At 67.3% G+C, this 19,245-nt stretch carries 20 protein-coding genes; 8 read left to right on the top strand and 12 right to left on the bottom strand.

Features of this window, described 5'->3' with window-relative positions; all coding sequences use genetic code 11:
• Positions 1–96: 96 nt before the first annotated feature.
• The gene (locus DFO45_RS05475; protein ID WP_133864088.1) at positions 97–1,995 is read left to right on the top strand and encodes an AsmA family protein; all 1,899 of its coding nucleotides are present in this window, start codon (positions 97–99) and stop codon (positions 1,993–1,995) included.
• Between the two features lie 33 nt (positions 1,996–2,028).
• On the opposite strand, the gene DFO45_RS05470 is transcribed toward DFO45_RS05475, so the two are convergent.
• From DFO45_RS05470 to thrC, 3 genes are all read right to left on the bottom strand, one after another.
• Entirely contained in the window at positions 2,029–2,694 is a 666-nt protein-coding gene (locus DFO45_RS05470; RefSeq protein ID WP_133864087.1) for a GNAT family protein, read from the bottom strand.
• A 92-nt stretch (positions 2,695–2,786) separates the two neighbouring features.
• Positions 2,787–4,067 (bottom strand): pitrilysin family protein, encoded by a 1,281-nt coding sequence (locus tag DFO45_RS05465; RefSeq protein WP_133864086.1) that lies wholly within the window; start codon positions 4,065–4,067, stop codon positions 2,787–2,789.
• The gene (gene thrC / locus DFO45_RS05460; protein ID WP_133864085.1) at positions 4,064–5,476 is read right to left on the bottom strand and encodes a threonine synthase; all 1,413 of its coding nucleotides are present in this window, start codon (positions 5,474–5,476) and stop codon (positions 4,064–4,066) included. Before thrC ends, DFO45_RS05465 begins: the two co-directional genes overlap by 4 nt.
• Positions 5,477–5,761: 285 nt before the next feature.
• On the opposite strand from thrC, the gene DFO45_RS05455 reads away from it, so the two are divergent.
• The 4 genes from DFO45_RS05455 to DFO45_RS05440 all read left to right on the top strand — a co-directional run bounded on the left by DFO45_RS05455 (position 5,762) and on the right by DFO45_RS05440 (position 8,815).
• Positions 5,762–6,739, top strand: coding sequence for a hypothetical protein (locus DFO45_RS05455; RefSeq protein ID WP_133864084.1), 978 nt, complete (start codon positions 5,762–5,764; stop codon positions 6,737–6,739).
• 96 nt (positions 6,740–6,835) lie between these two features.
• Positions 6,836–8,143 carry an adenylosuccinate lyase gene (gene purB, locus DFO45_RS05450; RefSeq protein ID WP_012170764.1) on the top strand — a complete coding sequence of 436 codons (1,308 nt, stop codon included), beginning with the start codon at positions 6,836–6,838 and terminating at the stop codon, positions 8,141–8,143.
• A 113-nt stretch (positions 8,144–8,256) separates the two neighbouring features.
• On the top strand, positions 8,257–8,553 hold the full coding sequence (locus DFO45_RS05445) for a type II toxin-antitoxin system RelB/DinJ family antitoxin (RefSeq protein WP_133864083.1): 297 nt from the start codon (positions 8,257–8,259) through the stop codon (positions 8,551–8,553).
• A complete protein-coding gene (locus DFO45_RS05440) occupies positions 8,540–8,815 on the top strand; it encodes a type II toxin-antitoxin system RelE/ParE family toxin (protein ID WP_133864082.1) in 276 nt (91 codons plus the stop codon). The genes DFO45_RS05445 and DFO45_RS05440 overlap by 14 nt, the downstream gene beginning before the upstream one ends.
• 63 nt (positions 8,816–8,878) lie before the next feature.
• Here DFO45_RS05440 and grxD read toward each other — a convergent pair whose 3' ends face one another.
• From grxD to purC, 7 genes are all read right to left on the bottom strand, one after another.
• Positions 8,879–9,217, bottom strand: coding sequence for a Grx4 family monothiol glutaredoxin (grxD, locus tag DFO45_RS05435; RefSeq protein WP_043879254.1), 339 nt, complete (start codon positions 9,215–9,217; stop codon positions 8,879–8,881).
• A gap of 99 nt (positions 9,218–9,316) precedes the next feature.
• The gene (locus tag DFO45_RS05430; protein WP_166657051.1) at positions 9,317–10,003 is read right to left on the bottom strand and encodes a phosphatase PAP2 family protein; all 687 of its coding nucleotides are present in this window, start codon (positions 10,001–10,003) and stop codon (positions 9,317–9,319) included.
• Positions 10,004–10,106: 103 nt separating this feature from the next.
• Complete coding sequence (locus tag DFO45_RS05425) at positions 10,107–10,340, bottom strand: BolA family transcriptional regulator (RefSeq protein WP_012170759.1); 234 nt, start codon at positions 10,338–10,340, stop codon at positions 10,107–10,109.
• A 56-nt stretch (positions 10,341–10,396) separates the two neighbouring features.
• Positions 10,397–12,604 carry a phosphoribosylformylglycinamidine synthase subunit PurL gene (gene purL / locus DFO45_RS05420; RefSeq protein ID WP_133864080.1) on the bottom strand — a complete coding sequence of 736 codons (2,208 nt, stop codon included), beginning with the start codon at positions 12,602–12,604 and terminating at the stop codon, positions 10,397–10,399.
• Positions 12,605–12,671: 67 nt separating this feature from the next.
• The gene (purQ, locus tag DFO45_RS05415) at positions 12,672–13,370 is read right to left on the bottom strand and encodes a phosphoribosylformylglycinamidine synthase subunit PurQ (protein WP_012170757.1); all 699 of its coding nucleotides are present in this window, start codon (positions 13,368–13,370) and stop codon (positions 12,672–12,674) included.
• Between the two features lie 294 nt (positions 13,371–13,664).
• A complete protein-coding gene (gene purS / locus DFO45_RS05410; RefSeq protein ID WP_012170756.1) occupies positions 13,665–13,907 on the bottom strand; it encodes a phosphoribosylformylglycinamidine synthase subunit PurS in 243 nt (80 codons plus the stop codon).
• 179 nt (positions 13,908–14,086) lie between these two features.
• The gene (gene purC / locus DFO45_RS05405) at positions 14,087–14,881 is read right to left on the bottom strand and encodes a phosphoribosylaminoimidazolesuccinocarboxamide synthase (RefSeq protein ID WP_012170755.1); all 795 of its coding nucleotides are present in this window, start codon (positions 14,879–14,881) and stop codon (positions 14,087–14,089) included.
• 255 nt (positions 14,882–15,136) lie between these two features.
• On the opposite strand from purC, the gene DFO45_RS05400 reads away from it, so the two are divergent.
• The 3 genes from DFO45_RS05400 (at position 15,137) to DFO45_RS05390 (ending at position 16,951) form a co-directional block, all read left to right on the top strand.
• A complete protein-coding gene (locus tag DFO45_RS05400; RefSeq protein WP_133864079.1) occupies positions 15,137–15,460 on the top strand; it encodes a DUF1476 domain-containing protein in 324 nt (107 codons plus the stop codon).
• 110 nt (positions 15,461–15,570) lie between these two features.
• Positions 15,571–16,068 (top strand): SH3 domain-containing protein, encoded by a 498-nt coding sequence (locus tag DFO45_RS05395; RefSeq protein WP_133864078.1) that lies wholly within the window; start codon positions 15,571–15,573, stop codon positions 16,066–16,068.
• A 187-nt stretch (positions 16,069–16,255) separates the two neighbouring features.
• Complete coding sequence (locus DFO45_RS05390) at positions 16,256–16,951, top strand: MgtC/SapB family protein (protein ID WP_133864077.1); 696 nt, start codon at positions 16,256–16,258, stop codon at positions 16,949–16,951.
• A gap of 87 nt (positions 16,952–17,038) precedes the next feature.
• On the opposite strand, the gene rpsD is transcribed toward DFO45_RS05390, so the two are convergent.
• Positions 17,039–17,656: a 30S ribosomal protein S4 gene (rpsD, locus tag DFO45_RS05385; protein ID WP_012170751.1), complete on the bottom strand. Its 618-nt coding sequence runs from the start codon at positions 17,654–17,656 to the stop codon at positions 17,039–17,041.
• Positions 17,657–17,904: 248 nt separating this feature from the next.
• A complete protein-coding gene (locus DFO45_RS05380) occupies positions 17,905–19,158 on the bottom strand; it encodes a lytic murein transglycosylase (RefSeq protein ID WP_133864414.1) in 1,254 nt (417 codons plus the stop codon).
• Between the last annotated feature and the right edge of the window lie 87 nt (positions 19,159–19,245).

The following is a 19,245-nucleotide window of genomic DNA, read 5'->3' as shown; positions in this document are numbered from 1 at the left end:
CGCGCCACGGGCGGAACGGGTAGACACGCGCATGGCGTCACGCCATGGGTGCGCGGGAGTGACCTTGCCTCCAGCTGGAATGTTCGAACGGACGTGGTGAAGATCGGCCTCAAAGCCCGGCGTCTTGCGCTCGCGGCCGGCATCAGCGCCGCCGCAGGCGTCGGCGTGTGCCTGCTCGCGCTCGCCATCGCCCCGGCGCTCGTGCCCCAGGGCGAAGTGCGTCGCGCCGCGACGGAAGCGCTCGCCGCCAGTTCGGGCCGCGATGTGCGCATCGAAGGCGAGAGCCGATTCTCCCTCGTGCCTTATCCCCGCATCGTGCTCCAGCGCGTGACGCTGGCCATGCCGGGCACGTCGGCGCTCGAAAGCGAGCAGGTGGTGGCGCGGCTGCGGCTGCTGCCCTTGCTGCTCGGACGGGCCGATGTTTCCAGCGTTACCTTGCGCCGGCCCATCCTCACCATGTCCGGTGCCGTCGAGGTGCCGCATCTGTCGCTCGCGCCCTTCGTGCGCACGCCAACCGCCCCGTCGCTGCGGATCGAGGACGGCACCATTGCCTGGCGCGACAGCGGCGGCCTCACGCAGGAACTGGTGAGCGGCATCAGCGCCCGGCTCGACCATAGCTCAGGCGGCAAGGGCCTCAGTGCCTCCGCCGATTTCACGTGGCGGGACAAGACGACCAGCGGACGCCTGACGGTTGCCGATGCGAGCGCCTTCCTCGATGGCATGGACAGCGACACGCGCCTCGATCTCTTCTCCGACGGCGCCACCTTGAAATTCCGTGGCGTCGCGGCCGCCGGCGCCAATCCGGCGGCCGAGGGGGACATCGCCCTCGACAGCCCGGATCTGCGTAGTGTGCTGAACTGGGTCGGCACCACGCCGCCCACCAGCGGCGGGTTCGGCCGCTTCTCCTTCGGTGCCCGCCTCTCCGCACACGGCCGCGAGATTTCACTCACCCCCGCCTATGTGGAGATGGACGGCAACCGCGGCGAGGGCGGACTGACGCTCAAGCTCGACGGCCGTCGCCCCTCGGTGGAAGGCACGTTTGCTGCGGACGCCATGAACATCACGCCCTACGGGCGCAAGTCGCTGACCGGCAATGGTGGCCGAGACTGGGACCACGGCCATCTCGACGTATCCCTGCTGCACAAGGCCGATCTCGACCTGCGCCTGTCCGCCAACAGCATCCGCGCAGACGACAGCCTGTTCGAGCGGGTCGCGAGCAGCGTGGTGCTGCGCGGCGGCCGACTTCTGGCCTCCGTGGGTGAAGCGCAGGCCTGGGGGGGCCTGCTGCGCGCCACCCTGAGCGTCGCCCCGGCGGAGGCACCGGCCCACGGAACCGCCGTCCGGGTCGAAATGGACGGCAACGGCGTCGCCCTCGAGAAGGCGCTGGGGGACATTGCGGACATCCGGCGCCTCGAAGGCAAGGGCGACATCCAGGCCAGCATCAGCGGACAGGGAGACAGCATCTATGCCATTGCCCAGTCCCTGGGGGGCGCCGTCTCTGTGAAGGCGAGCGCCGGCGCCATCGTCGGGCTCGACGTGGCCCAGGCGCTGCGCCATCTGGAACAGCGTCCGCTCTCGGGCGGCGGCGACGTGCGCGGCGGGCGCACCAGCTTCACGACCATGGAGGCCAAGGCGCAGATCGTGGACGGCAAGGCGACGCTCGATACGGCGCGCATCACGGGCCGTCAGGTCCAGCTCCAATTGGCCGGGTCCGTGTCCGTGGCTGACCGCACGCTGGATCTCAAGGGCGACGCCAGCCTCGTGAACGGCTCTGGCGAGGGCACGAAGTTCGAGCTGCCCTTCATCGTGCAGGGCACATGGGACAATGCCTTTGTCATGCCCGATGCCCAGAGCCTGATCCGCCGCTCGGGCGCGGCGCAGCCGCTACTGGATGCCGTGCGGAGCCGTGGCGGCGACGCTGCCGTGCGGTCCGTGATCGAGCAGATCTCGAAGCCGAGCCCACTCCTGCCGACCGGCGCCAAGACCGCCAACTGACGGCCACCTCCAGGCGCGATCCTGCCTGCCGCTTCAGCGCACGAGGGGCTGTTCCGCCCGGCCACCCGGAACGACGCCCCACTGGGTGGCAGCGTCCGGCCGGGCCTCGCGCGGCTTCGCCCTGTCGGTGCGCAGCCGGGCAAACAGAAGGTGGTCCTCCCAGCGGCCGTTAATGCACAGATACTGCCGGGCATAGCCCTCGTGCATGAAGCCGAGACGCTCCAGCAGCCGGATGGAGGGCGTATTGCGGACCATGCAGGCGGCCTCGATGCGCCGCAGCCGCAACACGTCATAGGCCAACGGAAGCAAGGCGGCGACGCCCGCCCCCATATAGCCCTGCCCCGCAAAGGCCGCGCCCATCCAGTAACCGAGGCTCGCCGACTGGCACACGCCGCGCCGGACGTTGGAGAGCGTCATGCCGCCCAGCAGCGCATGGTCGTGGGTCCGAAACAGGAAGAGCGGATAGGCTTCGTCCGCCATCATGTCGCGGGCATAGCGCCGCATGCGCCGCCGATAGGAGCCGCGGGTGAGATCATCGGCCGGCCAGACCGGCTCCCAGGGCGTGAGAAAATCGCGGCTGGCTTCGCGCAGATCGCGCCAGTCCGCGAAATCGGAGGCCTGCGGCACACGCAGATATACCCCGTCGCCATGAACGACGGGGATCTGATCCGACGCGAATACCGACTTGAACAGCCACATGACGGCAATAACCCCTGCCGTGCTCCCGAGGGCGCACGGCAGTCTCATTCTAGAACCTGTTTGCGCCGCACCTCAAATCAGGAGAAACCCGATCAGGCGCGGGCCAGGCGCTCCACCGCGCGCGCTGCCGGATCGAGCCCCTTGCCCGGACCGATGGCGGCCAGCGTCGGCCGACCGCCGGCCACGAGATCGCGCGCGGCCTGCCGCACCGCGTCCACGGTGACGGCCTCCACCTTGGCGACGATCTCCTCCACCGGAATGATCCGATTGAAGGCCAGCAACTGCCGGGCAAGCTGGTCGGCGCGAGCACCGGAGCTTTCCAGCGCGGCGAGCAGGCCCACCTTCATCTGCGCCTTGGCGCGGGCGAGCTCCGTTTCCGTGATGGTCTCACCCGCCGCTTCCAGTTGGTCGATGACCACATTGGTCAGTTCGCCCACATCGCCTTCATCGGTGCCGGCATAGATGGCGAAGATGCCGGTGTCCGCATAGGACCAGTGGAAGGAATAGATGGAATAGCAGAGGCCCCGCTCCTCCCGCACATCCTGAAACAGGCGCGAGGACATGCCGCCGCCGAGGATGTTCGAGAGTACCTGCGCCGCATGATACTGCGGATGCTTGTAGGAGCGCCCCTCAAGGCCCAGCACCACGTGCACCTGCTCAAGGTCGCGGGGGGTCAGGATGCTGCCGCCGGCATAAAGCGCGGGCGCGGCCTCAGGCTTGGTCTCGCCGGCGATGGTGCCGAGCCGCTCGGCGGCCTCGGCCACAAGCTGGTCGTGGTTCACGGCGCCGGCGGCGGAGACCACCATGCGCGGCCCGCGATAGGTGCGGCCCAGATAGGCGCCGAGGCCCGCAGGATCGAAGCTGCGCACCGTGTCCGGCGTGCCGAGGATGGAGCGGCCCACCGCCTGCCCGGGAAAGGCCCTCTCCTGGAAGAGGTCGAACACGAGATCGTCCGGCGTGTCCATGACCGCGCCGATTTCCTGCACGATCACGTTCTTCTCGCGCGCCAGTTCCTCGGGCGCGAAAGCGGGCTCGGTGAGGATGTCCGACAGGATGTCCATGCCGAGGCCCACGTCCTCGCCCAGCACCCGCACATTGTAGGACGTCTGCTCGACGGAGGTGGCGGCATTGATGTCGCCGCCCACCTGCTCGATCTCCTCCGCGATGCGGCGGGCCGAGCGGCGGCGCGTGCCCTTGAAGGCCATGTGTTCCAGAAGGTGCGAGATGCCGTGTTCCTGCTCGCCCTCGTCGCGCGCGCCGGCCCCCACCCAGATGCCGAGCGAGGCCGTGCCGAGGTGAGGCATCGCATCTGAGACGACCGTGATGCCGTTCGGCAGGGTCGTCGTCTTAACGCCGGTCTCGGGCGCGCTCATGCGGCGGCTCCCGAGACGATCCGCGCCCGCGCCGAGATGAAGGCCTCGATGGCGTCGAGATCGTTCGGCAGCACGCTCAGGCGCTCCTTGCGGTTGAACAGGTCCGCCATGTGGGGCGGCAGCACCGGCCGCTTGCCCGTGGCCGCTTCCACGGCATCGGGGAACTTGGCCGGATGGGCGGTGGAGAGCACGATCTGCGGCACGGCGCGGGCGTGCTCCACCTTCTCCGCCACGGCCAGCGCCACGGCCGTATGGGGATCGGCCACATAGCCGCTCTCGCGATAGAGGCGGGAGATGGTGGCGGCGGTCTCCGGCTCGTCGGCCCGGTCGGCGGAGAATTCGCCGGCGATGGCCGCCTGCGCCGCGTGCGGCAGGGTGAAGGCACCGGACTGGCCGAGCGACGCCATAAGCTGGCGCACGGTGCCGGCGTCGCGCTCGACGGCCTCGAACAGCAGGCGCTCGAAATTCGACGACACCTGAATGTCCATGGAGGGCGAGGAGGAGGGCTGCACGCCCTTCACCTCATAGCGCCCAGTGGCGAGCGTGCGGGCCAAGATGTCGTTGACGTTGGTGGCGATGGTGAGATCGCGCACCGGCAGGCCCATGCGCTTGGCCACCCAGCCGGCGAAGATGTCGCCGAAATTGCCCGTGGGCACCACGAACGACACTTCGCGATGGGGCGCGCCAAGCGCCACGGCGGCATAGAAATAATAGACCACCTGGGCGACGATGCGCGCCCAGTTGATGGAGTTCACGCCCGCCAGGGCCAGCCGGTCGCGGAAGGCGGCGTGGTTGAACATGGCCTTCACATGGGCCTGGCAGTCGTCGAACGTGCCTTCCACGGCGATGGCGTGGACATTCGCCCCGCCCACCGTGGTCATCTGCCGGCGCTGCACTTCCGAGACGCGGTTATGCGGATAGAGGATGAACACATCCACCGCATCCGTGTGCCGGAACGCCTCGATGGCCGCACTGCCCGTGTCGCCCGAGGTGGCGCCGACGATGGTGGCGCGGCCGTTGCGGGTGGCGAGCACGTGGTCCATCAGGCGCGCCAGCAACTGCATGGCGACGTCCTTGAACGCTAGGGTCGGACCATGGAACAGCTCCAGCAGGAAGCGGTTCGGGCCGAGCTGCACCACCGGCGTCGTCGCCGGATGGCGGAAGGCGCGGTAGGCATCGCTGATCATGGTGTCGAGGGCGGCCTTCGGCAGCGCGTCCCCGACGAAAGGCGTGATCACCGCACGCGCCACGTCCGCATAGGATTTGCCCGCAAGTCCCGCGATCTCCGCGGCCGAAAGGGTCGGCCAGGTCTCCGGCACATAGAGCCCGCCATCGCGGGCCAGACCGGCGAGGAGCGCATCGGCAAAAGACAGCGTCGGGGCCTCGCCCCGGGTGGAGACGTAACGCAAAGGGGACCTCACTCGCACGCGGGACATCGATGGCGTGCCCTCTGAAGGTAACGCCGACGGTCCCGCGATTAAAGGCGCGGCGGATTGAACGGCGCGAAGAACCCGCATCCAATCCGATCCGCCCGCCTCTTAGCGCCCCTTCCGCCATCTTGCCAGCGTCACGGGACCAGATGATCGCCCCGCACATGGCCGTCACCGCCGCCATGCGCGGGCAGGCGTTGTCGAGCCCCCAGCGCCGGGCGATGGGAAGGGTCTCATCGGTCCGCCACCCGATCGCCGAGTCGCATGCTCCCTCCCCCGCTCTCCGCCCTGCCCCTCCGGCTCCTGTCCACTCTCGGCCGCGAGGGCACCCGCGCCGTGGCGCTGAGCATCGTCATCGGGCTTGTCATCCCGCCGCTGGCGAGCCTAGCCAAGCCCCTGCTGACGCCCCTCGTCTATGTGATGATGGTCGCCTCCTTCATGCGCACGGACCTCGCCCGCCTGCGCACCGGGCGCGGCCTCGGCCTGGCGGTGCTGGCGGTGGTCTGGATCATGGGCCTCGCCCCCGCCCTCCTTGCCACGGCGCTGGCGCTGGGCGTGCCGGTGTCCGATCCGGACATTCTGCTCGCCATCGTGCTCCAGGTTTCGGCACCGCCCATCATGGCGGGACCGGCCTTCGCCATCCTGCTCGGCCTCGACCCAACGCTGCCGCTGCTTGTGATGGTTCTGGCCATGCTCGTGACGCCCCTCAGCGCGCCGGCCATCGTCCATGCCCTGAGCGGGGCCGCCCTCGATCTCGACCCACTCACCCTCACGGTGCGGCTGGCACTGGTGCTCGCGGGCACCGCAGCGGTCGGCTTCGGTCTCCGGGCACTGATCGGCCCGACCCGCCTCACCCGCTGGCGCGCGCCCATGGACGGCGTGAACGTCATCCTCCTCGCCCTGATGGCGGTGGCCTTCATGGACGGCATCACCCGGCAGTTCATTGCCGAGCCGATACGGCTCCTCGGCATCAGCGCGCTCGCCTTCACCGTCTCCTTTGGCGCGCTGGCGGCGGGCGGCCTCCTGTTCCGCCTCTTCGCGCCCGCAGATCAGGCCCTGATGATCGGCTTCTCGTCCGGCCTCAGGAACATGATGATGCTCATCGCGGCCGCCGGCGGTGCCATTCCCGACACAACCTGGCTCTATGTGGGGCTGGCGCAGTTCCCCATCTATCTCCTGCCCTACTTCATGAAACCGGTGGCGAACCTCATCCACCGTCACGACGCCCGAACGGGCGCATGATCTCAGCGCAACGCTCGCGTTCCGGCGCGCGCCTATCCAGCAGCGCCGTGATCTGATAGAGCGCCGACTTCAACGACAAGGCGTGCGAGCACCGCGATGATCCCCCGCTACAGCCGGCCCCAGATGGCCGACATCTGGTCCCCCGAAACCCGCTTCCGCATCTGGTTCGAGATCGAGGCCCATGCCGCCGATGCCATGGCCGAACTCGGCATAGTGCCGAAGGAAGCGGCCAAGGTGATCTGGGAGAAGGGCGCCAACGCCACCTTCGACGTGGAGCGCATCGACGCCATCGAGCGCGAGGTGAAGCACGACGTCATCGCCTTCCTCACGCATCTGGCCGAGATCGTTGGCCCCGACGCGCGCTTCGTCCATCAGGGCATGACCTCGTCCGACGTGCTGGACACGTGCCTTGCCGTTCAGCTCACCCGCGCCGCCGATCTCCTGATCGCGGACGTGGACAATCTGCTGGCGATCCTTGAGCGCCGTGCCTTCGAGCACAAGCTGACCCCCACCGTCGGCCGCTCCCACGGCATCCATGCCGAGCCCACCACCTTCGGCGTCAAGCTCGCCATTGCGCACGCCGAATTCCAGCGCTCCCGCGCCCGCCTCGTCGCCGCCCGCGCCGAGATCGCCACCTGCGCCATCTCGGGCGCGGTGGGCACCTTCGCCCATATCGATCCGCGCGTGGAGCAGCATGTGGCGGAGAAGATGGGCCTCACGGTCGAGACCGTCTCCACGCAGGTGATCCCGCGCGACCGCCACGCCATGTTCTTTGCCGTGCTCGGCGTCGTCGCCTCCTCCGTGGAGCGGCTCGCCACCGAGGTGCGCCACCTCCAGCGCACGGAAGTGCTGGAAGCGGAAGAGTATTTCTCCGAGGCCCAGAAGGGCTCCTCGGCCATGCCGCACAAGCGCAACCCGGTGCTGACCGAGAACCTTACGGGCCTTGCCCGCATGGTGCGCGGCTATGTGACCCCGGCGCTGGAGAATGTGGCCCTGTGGCACGAGCGCGACATCTCGCACTCCTCCGTGGAGCGCATGATCGGCCCCGACGCCACAGTGACGCTGGACTTCGCCCTCGCCCGTCTCGCCGGCGTGATGGACAAGCTGGTGGTCCATGCGGACAACATGCAGAAGAACATGGACAAGCTGGGCGGTCTCATCCACTCCCAACGCGTGCTGCTGGCGCTGACCCAGAAGGGCGCGAGCCGCGAGGACAGCTATCGCCTCGTGCAGCGCAACGCCATGAAGGTCTGGCGCGGCGAAGGCGACTTCCGCGCCTTCCTGCTGGCCGACGAAGAGGTGCGCAAGTATCTCTCCGAAGACGACATCAACGAGAAGTTCGATCTCGGCTATCACTTCAAGAACGTGGACCAGATCTTCACCCGCGTCTTCGGCCGCGCCTGATTTTCCTCGTTGAACCTGAGATGCGAATGCCCGGCCTTGTGCCGGGCATTTTTGTTTGACGACCTTGAATGTATCTCAGATGAGATACATGATGTGCTCATCGGGAGGGAGACATGGCCCAAAGCTCGATGCTGCATGTGCGCGTGGACGACGCGCTGAAAGAGGATGCCGCCGCGACGCTCGCCAAGTTCGGGCTGACGGTCTCGGACGCGGTGCGCATCTTGCTGACCTGCGTGGTGCGCGAAGGCGGCCTGCCCGCTGGCCTAACGGCGGATCCGCAGGCCTATGACGCCTGGTTCCGCGCCAAGGTGCAGGAGGCGCTGGCGGACCAGCGCCCTGCGGTCCCCCATGCGGACGTCATGGACGAGGCCCAATCGTTGATCACGGCGGCGCGCCGTGTCCGGTCCTGAATGGCGGGAAGCCGCGCGCGCCGACCTGCTCTCCATTGTTTCCTACATTGCCGAGGACAATCCGGACGCAGCACAGCGGCTTGTCGACGAAATCAGAGGCAAAACCGGGCGCCTCCCGGAGCATCCGAAGCTCTATCGTTCCGGGCGCGTCGTAGGAACCCGTGAGATGGTCTGCGGCAACTATGTCATTGTCTATGCGGAGACCGAAGAGCGCATCGTTATCCTGCGCGTCCTCCATGGCCGGCAGGAGTGGCCCCGCTGATCTGGCCTAAACGAAAATGCCCGGCACGAAGCCGGGCATTTGAAACAGATCGAAGACGCGCGCTCAGCCGATGGCGCGGTCGTGGAGGGCGACGCCCTTCTCCTCGAAGAACGGCACCAGTTCGCCCGCCTGGAACATCTCGCGGACGATGTCGCAGCCGCCCACGAACTCGCCCTTCACATAGATCTGGGGGATCGTCGGCCAGTTGGCATAGTCCTTGATGCCCTGACGCAGTTCGTCGGAGGACAGGACGTTGATGCCCTTGTAGCTCACGCCGAGGTGATCGAGTATCTGGACCACCTGCCCCGAGAAGCCGCACTGCGGGAACTGGGGCGTGCCCTTCATGAACACGACGACGTCGTTGTTCTTGACCTCGTTATCGATGAAATCGCGGATGCTCATGGTTTTTGGTCCGGAATGATTGGCCGGCGTCGGGCCGGTTCCCATGCCCCAACATCGGGCCTGAGGGGGCAAAGCGCAAGATGGCGGGGACCTGCGTCCTCAGCGCGGGGCCGGCAGGAGGCCGCTGATGGCAGAGGCTGCGATTCCAATGGCGGCGCCGAGAAAGGTGCCGGCGATGATGTCGCCAAGGAAGTGATAATCCTCGCCCAGCAGCCCCATTACCACGATCAGTTGGAGGAGGACGGCGAGCCACCGCAGGCGGGGATAGGCGCAGGCGAGCACACTGCCCACGCACGCCATTACCGTTGAATGGCCGGAGGGGAAAGAGGCATAGCCCGCCCCGCCATGGAAGAAGAAGAAGCCGTAGACCCCGTTGTCGATCCAGGATGGGTTGTTGTTCACGAAGGTCTCGGGCCAGGTGTGGCCGAACGCGAACTTGAGCTGCTCCTTGACCGCGATGGCGACGATGAGCGCCACCGACCCGGTAAACAGCACCCGCCCCCACCGGGGCGGCGGACCGGCGAACAGCCAGAGAAGCCCGAGGACGACCGCGCCGATCACCGCCAGCGGCGACAGGATGTTCGGCGGATACTGCATGGCGAAGAAGACGCCGTTCCGGCCGATATGGTCGTGGGAAAAGGTGCTGATCGCCCGGTCGAGGAAGGCTTCCGAGAGGGCGACGAGACCGACGCAGACGGCGAGGCCCAGCAGCCAGCGGCGTGGATTTCGCCAAGCGGGGCGGTCCGTCGCCGCCTCACCCTCGCGCGCTGCGATCTTGTCCGTCATGTCCGCCCCCGCGAATCCAGAGGGCGGTACCATAGCCAAGCCCAAGGCGGGGCGGGAGCACCTCCCTTGGGGCAGATCGGGGCCTTGGGCCGGATCGGTAGGATCAGGCGGGCGCGGAGGTCTTCAGCGCGAGGGCGTGCAGCACGCCGCCCATGTTGCCCTGGAGGGCGGCATAGACCATCTGGTGCTGCTGCACCCGGCTCTTGCCGCGGAAGGCTTCCGACACCACGGTCGCGGCATAATGGTCGCCGTCACCCGCCAGATCGGTGATGCTCACTTCGGCATCGGGGAAAGCCGCCTTGATGAGGCGCTCGATGTCACCGGCGTCCATGGCCATGGCGTTGTTCCTCGTTTCCGGGCGGGGCGCGCGGCCCCGCCTCTGAGATCAGACCTTTAGTTGGCGCCCATATAGATGGGCAGCCAGCTGTCGTGGCGATCGCGCAGACCTTCGACGAAGATCGGCCGCTCGTTGGCCAGCGTGATCTTGTCGCCGCCGGTCTTGCCGAGCTTGGTCACGGGCACGCCCGCCGCTTCCGCCCGGCGCACCATCTCGGCGGCCTGATTGGCCGGGAGCGTCACCACATAGCGGGCCTGATCCTCGCCGAACCAGAAGGCATGGGCCGGCATGCCCGCGGGCACGCCATCCACCGACGCGCCGATGCGGCCCGCCATGGCCATCTCGGCGATGGCGACGAGCAGGCCGCCGTCGGAGACGTCATGGGCGGCGGTGATGAAGTCGTCCTTGATGAGGCCGCGCACGAAGTCACCGTTGCGCTTCTCGGCCACCAGATCCACCGGCGGCGGAGCGCCGTCCTCGCGGTCGCAGACGGTGTAGAGATAAGCGGAGGAGCCGAGCCAACCGTCCGTCTTGCCGACCACGAAGATGGCCTCGCCCGCCGCCTTGAAGGCGAGCGTCATGCTCTGCTCCACATCGTCGATGAGACCGACGCCACCGATGGTGGGGGTCGGCAGGATGCCCTGCCCGTTGGTCTCGTTGTAGAGACTGACATTGCCGGAGACGACCGGGAAGTCGAGCGCCTCGCAGGCCGCGCCGATGCCTTTCACGCAGCCCACGAACTGGCCCATGATCTCGGGCTTCTCGGGATTGCCAAAATTGAGGTTGTCGGTCACGGCGATGGGGGTGGCACCCACGGCGGTGAGATTGCGCCACGCCTCGGCAACCGCCTGCTTGCCGCCCTCGAAGGGGTCCGCCTCGCAATAGCGGGGCGTCACGTCGGTGGTCAGTGCCAGTGCCTTGGGGCCTTCGTTCACGCGCACCACGGCCGCGTCGCCACCGGGGCGCTGCACGGTGTTGCCGAGAATGAGGTGGTCATACTGCTCCCAGACCCAGCGCTTGGAGCACAGGTCCGGCGAGGCGATGAGGCGCTCCAGCGCGTCGGCGACGGACACCGCATGGTTCACGTCCGACGGGCCGAGCACGGGCCGCGGCGGCGTCTCGGTGAAGGGGCGGTAATATTCCGGCGCCTCGTCGCCCAGTTCCTTGATGGGCAGGTCAGCCTTCACGTCGCCGTCGTGCTTCACGACGAAACGGAGCGTATCGGTGGTCTTGCCGATGATGGCGAAGTCCAGGCCCCACTTGCGGAAGATGGCCTCGGCCTGATCTTCCTTGCCGTCCGCGATCACCATGAGCATGCGCTCCTGGCTCTCGGAGAGCATCATCTCATAAGCGGTCATGCCGGTTTCGCGGCAGGGCACGGCGTTGAGGTCGAGCTCCACGCCGAGGTCGCCCTTGGCGCCCATCTCGACCGCCGAGCAGGTGAGGCCGGCGGCGCCCATGTCCTGGATCGCCACCACGCAGCCCGCCTGCATGATCTCGAGGCAGGCTTCCAGCAGCAGCTTCTCGGCGAAGGGGTCGCCCACCTGCACGGTGGGCCGCTTTTCCTCGGCGTCCGCGCCGAATTCGGCGGAGGCCATGGTGGCGCCGTGGATGCCGTCGCGGCCGGTCTTGGAGCCGAGATAGACGATGGAGCGGCCGACGCCGGCCGCCGCCGCATAGAAGATCTCATCCGTCTTCGCGAGGCCGACCGCCATGGCGTTGACGAGGATGTTGCCGTTGTAGCGCTCGTGGAAACCCACGGAGCCGCCCACAGTGGGCACGCCGAAGGAGTTGCCGTATCCGCCGATGCCGGCCACCACGCCCGCCAGCAGGCGGCGGGTGCGCGGATGGTGGGGGTCGCCGAAGCGCAGCGCGTTCAGCGCCGCGATGGGGCGCGCACCCATGGTGAAGACGTCGCGCAGGATGCCGCCCACGCCCGTCCCCGCGCCCTGATAGGGCTCGATAAAGGACGGGTGGTTGTGGCTCTCCATCTTGAAGACCACGGCGAGACCGTCGCCGATGTCCACGACGCCGGCATTCTCGCCCGGCCCCTGGATGACGCGCGGGCCCTTGGTGGGCAGCGTGCGCAGCCAGACCTTGGAGGACTTGTAGGAGCAGTGCTCGTTCCACATGGCGGAAACGATGCCGAGCTCCGTGATGGTCGGCTCGCGCCCGATCAGCTCCACGAAGCGCTGGTATTCGTCCGGCTTCAGGCCGTGCTCAGCGACGAGTTCCGGGGTGATGCTGGGGGTGTTCGGGATCACGTTCGTCCGTCCGATCAATCCAGGTCTTTGGGAAAGGCGCCGGGCGCGGAAGCGCGCCGCAGGCGCGTCAGGCCGCCTTGAGCGCGCCGGCAAGGCTCTCGAACAGGCCGCGCCCGTCCGTCGGCCCCACCACGGGGTCCACATAGTTCTCGGGATGCGGCATCATGCCGAGCACGTTCAGCTTCTCGGAATAGATGCCGGCGATGCCGTTGATGGCGCCGTTCGGGCCATCGGTCTCGTCGATCTGGCCGTCGGCGCGGGCATAGCGGAAGGCGACGCGCCCCTCGCCTTCCAGACGCTGGATGGTGGCCGGATCGGCAGTGTAGTTGCCCTCCCCGTGCGCCACCGGCACGCGGATGAGGTCGCCCTTGCGATAGGCCTTGGTGAAGGCTGTGTCGGCCCGCTCCACGCGCAGGAAGACCTCGCGGCAGACGAAGCGCAGCTTGGCGTTGCGCACGAGCACGCCCGGCAGCAGGCCGGCCTCGCAGAGGATCTGGAAGCCGTTGCAGATGCCGATGACGAGGCCGCCGCGGGCGGCATGGGCGCGCACCGCGTCCATGATGTTGGCGCGGGCGGCGATCGCGCCGCAGCGCAGATAATCGCCATAGGAGAAGCCGCCGGGCAGCACCACGAGATCGGTGCCCTGCGGCAGCTCGCTCTCCGCGTGCCAGACGACCTTGGGCTCCTGTCCGGTCACGAGGCGAAGGGCGCGCGCCGCATCGCCTTCACGATTGGAGCCAGGGAAGAGGAGAACGGCTGCTTTCATGGGCTCTCAGCGGGTCTCGCGCCGGCAGGAGGCGACACGCTGCGAGGCAACGGGCCGACCCTGCTTCGGGCCTTGCGGGAAAACGGAATGGAACAGTTGGAAAACGGTGCGTCCATGACACAGGCGGCGGGCGGGCGGCAGGCTCTGCGCCGCAGGGCAGCCCTGCATGGCGCTCGCGCAGGCCTGCGATGCAAAGCGGATCACCTTGGCGCGATTCTGTTCGCGCGATCCGCTGGCTCGCATGCCTCTCACCATCCGCCCCTCACTGCGGTTTCGGACGCGGCGTATGTTCACTCACTCGGCGAATTCGACCTTGTAGGTCTCGATCACCGTATTGGCGAGCAGCTTCTCGCACGCATCCTTCAGCGCGCCCTCGGCCGCGGCCTTGTCATTGCCCGCCAGTTCCACGTCGAACACCTTGCCCTGACGGACGCTCTGCACGCCGGACACGCCGAGCGAGCGCAAGGCGCCTTCGATGGCCTTGCCCTGGGGGTCGAGGACGGCGGACTTCAGCGTGACGATAACGCGCGCTTTCATGGGGCTCACTCACACTCGCGCTGGCCTTGGGCCGCGCTCCCGAAACGGTCTCATCAGGCGCCGCAACGGCACGGCGGTCGGATCGCAGTCCAAACGCGTGCACAAGGCACCGGCGAACGGAAAGCGGGGGCCTCTCGGCCCCCGCCCCTAGCATCTGCTCCAGCGCGGCTCAAGCCGCCTCACTTCACGAGGGCCGGACCCTTGGTCTGATTCGGCTCGTTGTCGGTGAGGATGCCGAGGCGGCGCGCCACTTCGGAATAAGCCTCCACCAGACCGCCGAGATCGCGACGGAAGCGGTCCTTGTCCAGCTTGTCGTTGGACTTGATGTCCCACAGACGGCAGGAATCGGGGCTGATCTCGTCAGCGACCACGATCCGCATCATGTCGTTTTCCCACAGGCGGCCGCATTCCATCTTGAAATCCACAAGACGGATGCCGACGCCGAGGAAGAGGCCGGTGAGGAAGTCGTTGACGCGGATCGCCAGCGCGATGATGTCGTCGATTTCCTGGGTGGTGGCCCAGCCGAACGCCGTCACGTGCTCCTCGGAGACCATCGGGTCGTTGAGGGCATCGTTCTTGTAATAGAACTCGATGATCGAGCGGGGCAGCGCGGTGCCCTCCTCGATGCCGAGGCGGGTCGAGAGCGAGCCGGCCGCCACGTTGCGCACAACGATCTCCAGCGGAATGATTTCCACTTCGCGGATCAGCTGCTCGCGCATGTTCAGGCGGCGGATGAAGTGAGTCGGCACGCCGATCTCGTTCAACCGCTGGAAGATATATTCCGATATGCGGTTGTTGAGGACGCCCTTGCCGTCGATGACATCATGCTTCTTGGCGTTGAAGGCGGTGGCATCATCCTTGAAGTGCTGGATGAGAGTGCCGGGCTCAGGGCCTTCATAAAGGACCTTGGCCTTGCCTTCGTAAATGCGACGGCGACGGCTCATGGGGGTGTACCGTGGGTTGAGGAAGTCCATAATGTGCCAAGGCTCCGTTCGGGTGACGCTCCTCGGCGGGGCGCAACTGCGACTGGTTTGCAGTACAGGAACACCCAGGGCGACACTAGCCCATCAGCCGTCCCGATACAACGCATGGGTCTCGCGCGCTGGCCGCAGGCCCGCGACGCTCCCGTTGATCTAGCGGAACCGCACCTATATGCAGGGTGCCGATCCGCGGGATGCTTCTGGAAGAAGAACCCGTTACGTCACAAAAACGTCAATATGAGGGCTGCCATGACCACCTTCGACAAGCGCGAGGACGGCTTCGAGGCGCGCTTCGCCCATGACGAGCAGCTGCGTTTCCGGGCCCTTGCGCGCCGGAACAAGGCGCTCGGCCTGTGGGCAGCGGAAAAGCTCGGACTTTCCGGGGAGGCCGCCGAGACCTACGCCAAGGACGTGATCTTCGCCGATCTCGAGGAGCAGGGAGAAGAAGACGTCTTCCGCAAGCTCCGCGGCGATTTCGACGCCAAGGGTGTGGACGTCTCCGATCATCAGATCCGCCGCAACATGGCGGAGTTCCTCGCCCAGGCGGCGCAGGAGATCTCCACCGAGGGCTGAGACCGAGCGTCAACGCAAGCTTCACGCAGCGTTCGCATGCGTGAGTTGCTCCGAACTTCGCGGACTCCGCGCTGAAACGCGCGGAGGCCGGCAAGCATCGGAGCTGAGGGATGAAGACGATCTGGGGTGCGGCCCTTGCCGCGCTGCTTCTGGCAGGCGCACCGGCCATGGCGACCGACCTCGCCCAGCCGGCCGTTGCCAAGCGCAATGCCACCGTGCGCGGCGGCCCCTACACCAAGGCGCCGCCGGTCGGCCAGATCACCAATGGCGCCCCCGTGGAAGTGCTTGGCTGCGCATCGGGCTGGTGCCAGCTCGCATGGCCCGGACAGGCCTATGTCCCCGCCAATTGCGTGCAGCTGATTCCCCAGCAGATGCCGGTCGCCCCGACGATCGCGATCGCGCCGCCGCAGACCGCGCCTCTGGTCTATGCCGCGCCCAATCCCATCCTCTTCTTCCCTGCCCCGCCCCGCTATTACGGCTCGCCGCCGCTTCCCGGCCCGCTGGTGGGCGGCACGACCGTCTGGACGCCGGCCAACGGCAATGGCTGCATCGGCCAGCAGTATTGCAACATGCCGCAGACCTATCAGCCCAATCAGTACGTGCGTTGATGTGACGGCGTGGGCGCGAGCGCCCTCGCGCTCCGCCTGCCGTTCCCGGCGAGAGCATTCTCCGGTCAGGTTGCGCGACCTGAGCGATGGGAGAATGCTCCAGAGTACCGAATCTTGAGCGCATTTCGTCGACTTTGCGATTCCGTCGGTCGACAGGCGCTCCGGAGCGTGAGCGCCGGAGGCGGGCTTGACCCTTCACATCGATCTGGCGGAATTCGCCCTCCGCTTCCTCTCCGCCTTCGCGACGAGCCTGGTGCTTGGCCTCGACCGCGAACTGCATGAGCGGGCGGCGGGGATGCGCACCACCATCCTCGTGGGCCTTGCCGCCTGCTTTGCGATGATGAGCGCGAATCTCATTCTGCCCATGGGCGGCAAGCAGGCCGATTCCTACGTCCAGATGGACGTGATGCGGCTGCCGCTGGGCATTCTCACAGGCATGGGCTTCATTGGTGCCGGCGCCATCATGCGCCGGTCGGACGGCTTCGTGCTCGGCGTCACCACGGCCGCGACGCTGTGGTTCGTCACCGTGATGGGGCTGTGTTTCGGCGCCGGGCAATATGGCCTGGGCGGCGCAGCTTTCGTGAGCGGCATCGTGACGCTGTGGCTGCTGAAGCATGTGGAGCGCCACATCCAGCACGACCGGGACGCGCGGCTCACGCTCATCCTCTCGCGTGACGGCCCGTCGGAGGACGACGTGCGTGCGGTGCTGACCCTCAAGCCCTTCCGCATCCGCCGCTCCTTCGTGCGGATCGAGCCGGCGACCGGACGGCGGGAATTGCGCTTCGAGCTGCGCTATGCCGGCCCGCAGGGCGCCGGCCTGCCCGAACGGATCGAGGGGCTGGCGAAACAGCCGGGCATCGAGCAACTGGACTGGGAGTTCTGAGACTCCCCGACTGCGGAGGCCAGCCAGCACCTGCCAAACAAAAAGGCCGCCCCGAAGGGCGGCCTCGAAAGCGGAAAGCCAATCGGCTCAGCGCGAATAGAACTCGACCACGAGGTTCGGTTCCATCTGCACCGGATACGGCACTTCGTTCAGCTCCGGAATGCGGTTGAACTTGGCGGTGAGGCGATTGTGGTCCACCTCGAGATAGTCCGGCACGTCGCGCTCGGCGAGCTGGACGGCTTCCAGCACCAGGGCCATCTGCTTGGAGGCTTCGCGGACCTCGATCACGTCACCGACCTTCACCTGGTAGGACGGGATGTTGACGCGGCGACCGTTCACCTTGACGTGGCCATGGTTCACGAACTGGCGGGCGGCGAAGATGGTGGGCACGAACTTGGCGCGGTACACAACCGCATCCAGACGACGCTCCAGCAGGCCGATGAGGTTCGCGCCGGTGTCGCCCTTGAGGCGGGAAGCCTCGACGTACACGGCATGGAACTGCTTCTCGCCGATGGAGCCGTAGTAACCCTTCAGCTTCTGCTTGGCGCGCAGCTGCACGCCGAAGTCGGACAGCTTGCCCTTGCGGCGCTGGCCGTGCTGGCCGGGGCCGTACTCACGGCGATTCACGGGGCTCTTGGAGCGGCCCCAGATGTTCTCGCCCATGCGGCGATCGATCTTGTGCTTCGCCGAAATGCGCTTGCTCATAAACGCTGATCCTTGTGGATGTTCGTTTTCAGATGGATCGCGCCCCTCCTCTGCGTCCGGATCGGCGCCCCTCGAAGGGAGAGCCATCCTTCCGCCGACAGGCCCCGTCGGCGCGCTGCCTTCGGGTCCACGGGTGCGTGAAACGCCTCGCGGGCCGGCGAACCGACCCACGAAGAGTGGGCGCTCATACCCCCGATGCGTCAGCCTGTCAATTCTGGATGCGCCCAAATCCAGCGGTGGCGCGTATTTCAGCGGGCTCCGCGCAGCGCCGTCAGCACCTGCAGGCCGGGATACCCATCCGCCGGCGTGAGCCCCGCGCGCTGCTGGAAGGCCTTCACCGCGCGCATGGTGTCATTGCCCACCCGCCCGTCGGTCCCGCCGGTGTCGAAGCCGAGGCGGGTGAGGCGCTGCTGGATCTCCTGCAATTCGGCCAGCGTCAGGGTGCGCTCACCGCCGGGCCAGGGCGTCCTGAACGGCTCGCCGCCCATCACCCGGTCGCCCAGATGCACCACCGCCAGCGCATAGGCGGAGGAGGGATTGTAGGAGCGCACCGCATAGAAATTATGGAGCAGCAGCAGCGCCGGTCCGCCGGCGCCGCCGGGCAGCCACAGGCGGGCGGGGTTGTCATATTCGGTGATGGACTGACCCTCGACCATGGTCAGCCCCATGCCGCCCCAGGCGGAAAGCGGGCGCCAGGTCTTGTTCTCCGCAAGCTGCGTGTTGAATCCGGCCGGAAGTCGGGCCTCGATCCCCCAGGGCTCGCCTTTCCGGTAGCGGCCGCGCTTGAGGATGAAATTGGCGGTGCCGGCCAGCGCATCGTCCGGCTTGCCGAAGGGCGAGATGCGGCCGTTGCCGTCATAGTCGACGCCCATGTTCAGCCAGACCTCGGGCATCCATTGGGTGTGGCCCATGGCGCCGGCCCAGGAGCCGACCATCTCCTGCGGCGTGCTCCAGCCGCGCTCCACGATGACGAGCGCGTTGAGAAGCTCGGTCTCCCAATATTTGCGCCGGCGCGGATCGCCCCAGGCGAGGGTCGCGAGCGAATTGAAGACCGGCTTCATGTGGCGGGGATTGGTCACCACGTCGCCAAAGGCCGATTCCATGCCCCAGTACCCGAGCATGACCGAGCGATCGACGCCGAAGTCATTCTCGATCCGGGTGAAGAGGGCGGCATATTCCGACGCCCGCTGGCGGCCGGTGGCGATACGCCAGTCCGAAACGCGGCGGTTGAGATATTGCCACGTCTCTTCCTGAAACTCGGGCTGCGCCCGATCCGCCTCGAACACGCTCGGGTCGGGCTTCACGGTGGCGAAGACGCGGGAATAGGTGGCGTCCGAAATGCCGCGGGCACGGGCCCGCGCGCGAAACTTCTCCACCCAGGTACCGAACGGCTGCGCCGCACTCTGGGCGAGCGCCAGACCGGGCGTGAGGAGGCCTGCCGCGCTCGCTGTCAAAGCACCGAGGAACAGGCGGCGATCGATCCCGTGCCGCGCGGGCCGCATGTGGTCGTCCATGGCGCGGGAGCCTCCCAGATTCTGATGGCACGGGCGAGCCCGAATTGCCGCAACGTCAGCGCGCCCGCGCCCTTG

It is taken from the genome of Azorhizobium sp. AG788, assembly GCF_004364705.1.
Classification (GTDB): Bacteria; Pseudomonadota; Alphaproteobacteria; order Rhizobiales; family Xanthobacteraceae; genus Azorhizobium; species Azorhizobium caulinodans.
This window is presented reverse-complemented; position numbering and strand designations above follow the sequence as displayed.

Coding starts and splice junctions, on each gene's coding strand:
- DFO45_RS05470 (WP_133864087.1), bottom strand. CDS start 2,694: ATGTGGCTGTTCAAGTCGGTATTCGCGTCGGATCAGATCCCCGTCGTT.
- DFO45_RS05465 (WP_133864086.1), bottom strand. CDS start 4,067: ATGAGCGCGCCCGAGACCGGCGTTAAGACGACGACCCTGCCGAACGGC.
- DFO45_RS05455 (WP_133864084.1), top strand. CDS start 5,762: ATGCTCCCTCCCCCGCTCTCCGCCCTGCCCCTCCGGCTCCTGTCCACT.
- purB (WP_012170764.1), top strand. CDS start 6,836: ATGATCCCCCGCTACAGCCGGCCCCAGATGGCCGACATCTGGTCCCCC.
- DFO45_RS05445 (WP_133864083.1), top strand. CDS start 8,257: ATGGCCCAAAGCTCGATGCTGCATGTGCGCGTGGACGACGCGCTGAAA.
- grxD (WP_043879254.1), bottom strand. CDS start 9,217: ATGAGCATCCGCGATTTCATCGATAACGAGGTCAAGAACAACGACGTC.
- DFO45_RS05430 (WP_166657051.1), bottom strand. CDS start 10,003: ATGACGGACAAGATCGCAGCGCGCGAGGGTGAGGCGGCGACGGACCGC.
- DFO45_RS05425 (WP_012170759.1), bottom strand. CDS start 10,340: ATGGCCATGGACGCCGGTGACATCGAGCGCCTCATCAAGGCGGCTTTC.
- purQ (WP_012170757.1), bottom strand. CDS start 13,370: ATGAAAGCAGCCGTTCTCCTCTTCCCTGGCTCCAATCGTGAAGGCGAT.
- purS (WP_012170756.1), bottom strand. CDS start 13,907: ATGAAAGCGCGCGTTATCGTCACGCTGAAGTCCGCCGTCCTCGACCCC.
- purC (WP_012170755.1), bottom strand. CDS start 14,881: ATGGACTTCCTCAACCCACGGTACACCCCCATGAGCCGTCGCCGTCGC.
- DFO45_RS05400 (WP_133864079.1), top strand. CDS start 15,137: ATGACCACCTTCGACAAGCGCGAGGACGGCTTCGAGGCGCGCTTCGCC.
- DFO45_RS05395 (WP_133864078.1), top strand. CDS start 15,571: ATGAAGACGATCTGGGGTGCGGCCCTTGCCGCGCTGCTTCTGGCAGGC.
- rpsD (WP_012170751.1), bottom strand. CDS start 17,656: ATGAGCAAGCGCATTTCGGCGAAGCACAAGATCGATCGCCGCATGGGC.
- DFO45_RS05380 (WP_133864414.1), bottom strand. CDS start 19,158: ATGCGGCCCGCGCGGCACGGGATCGATCGCCGCCTGTTCCTCGGTGCT.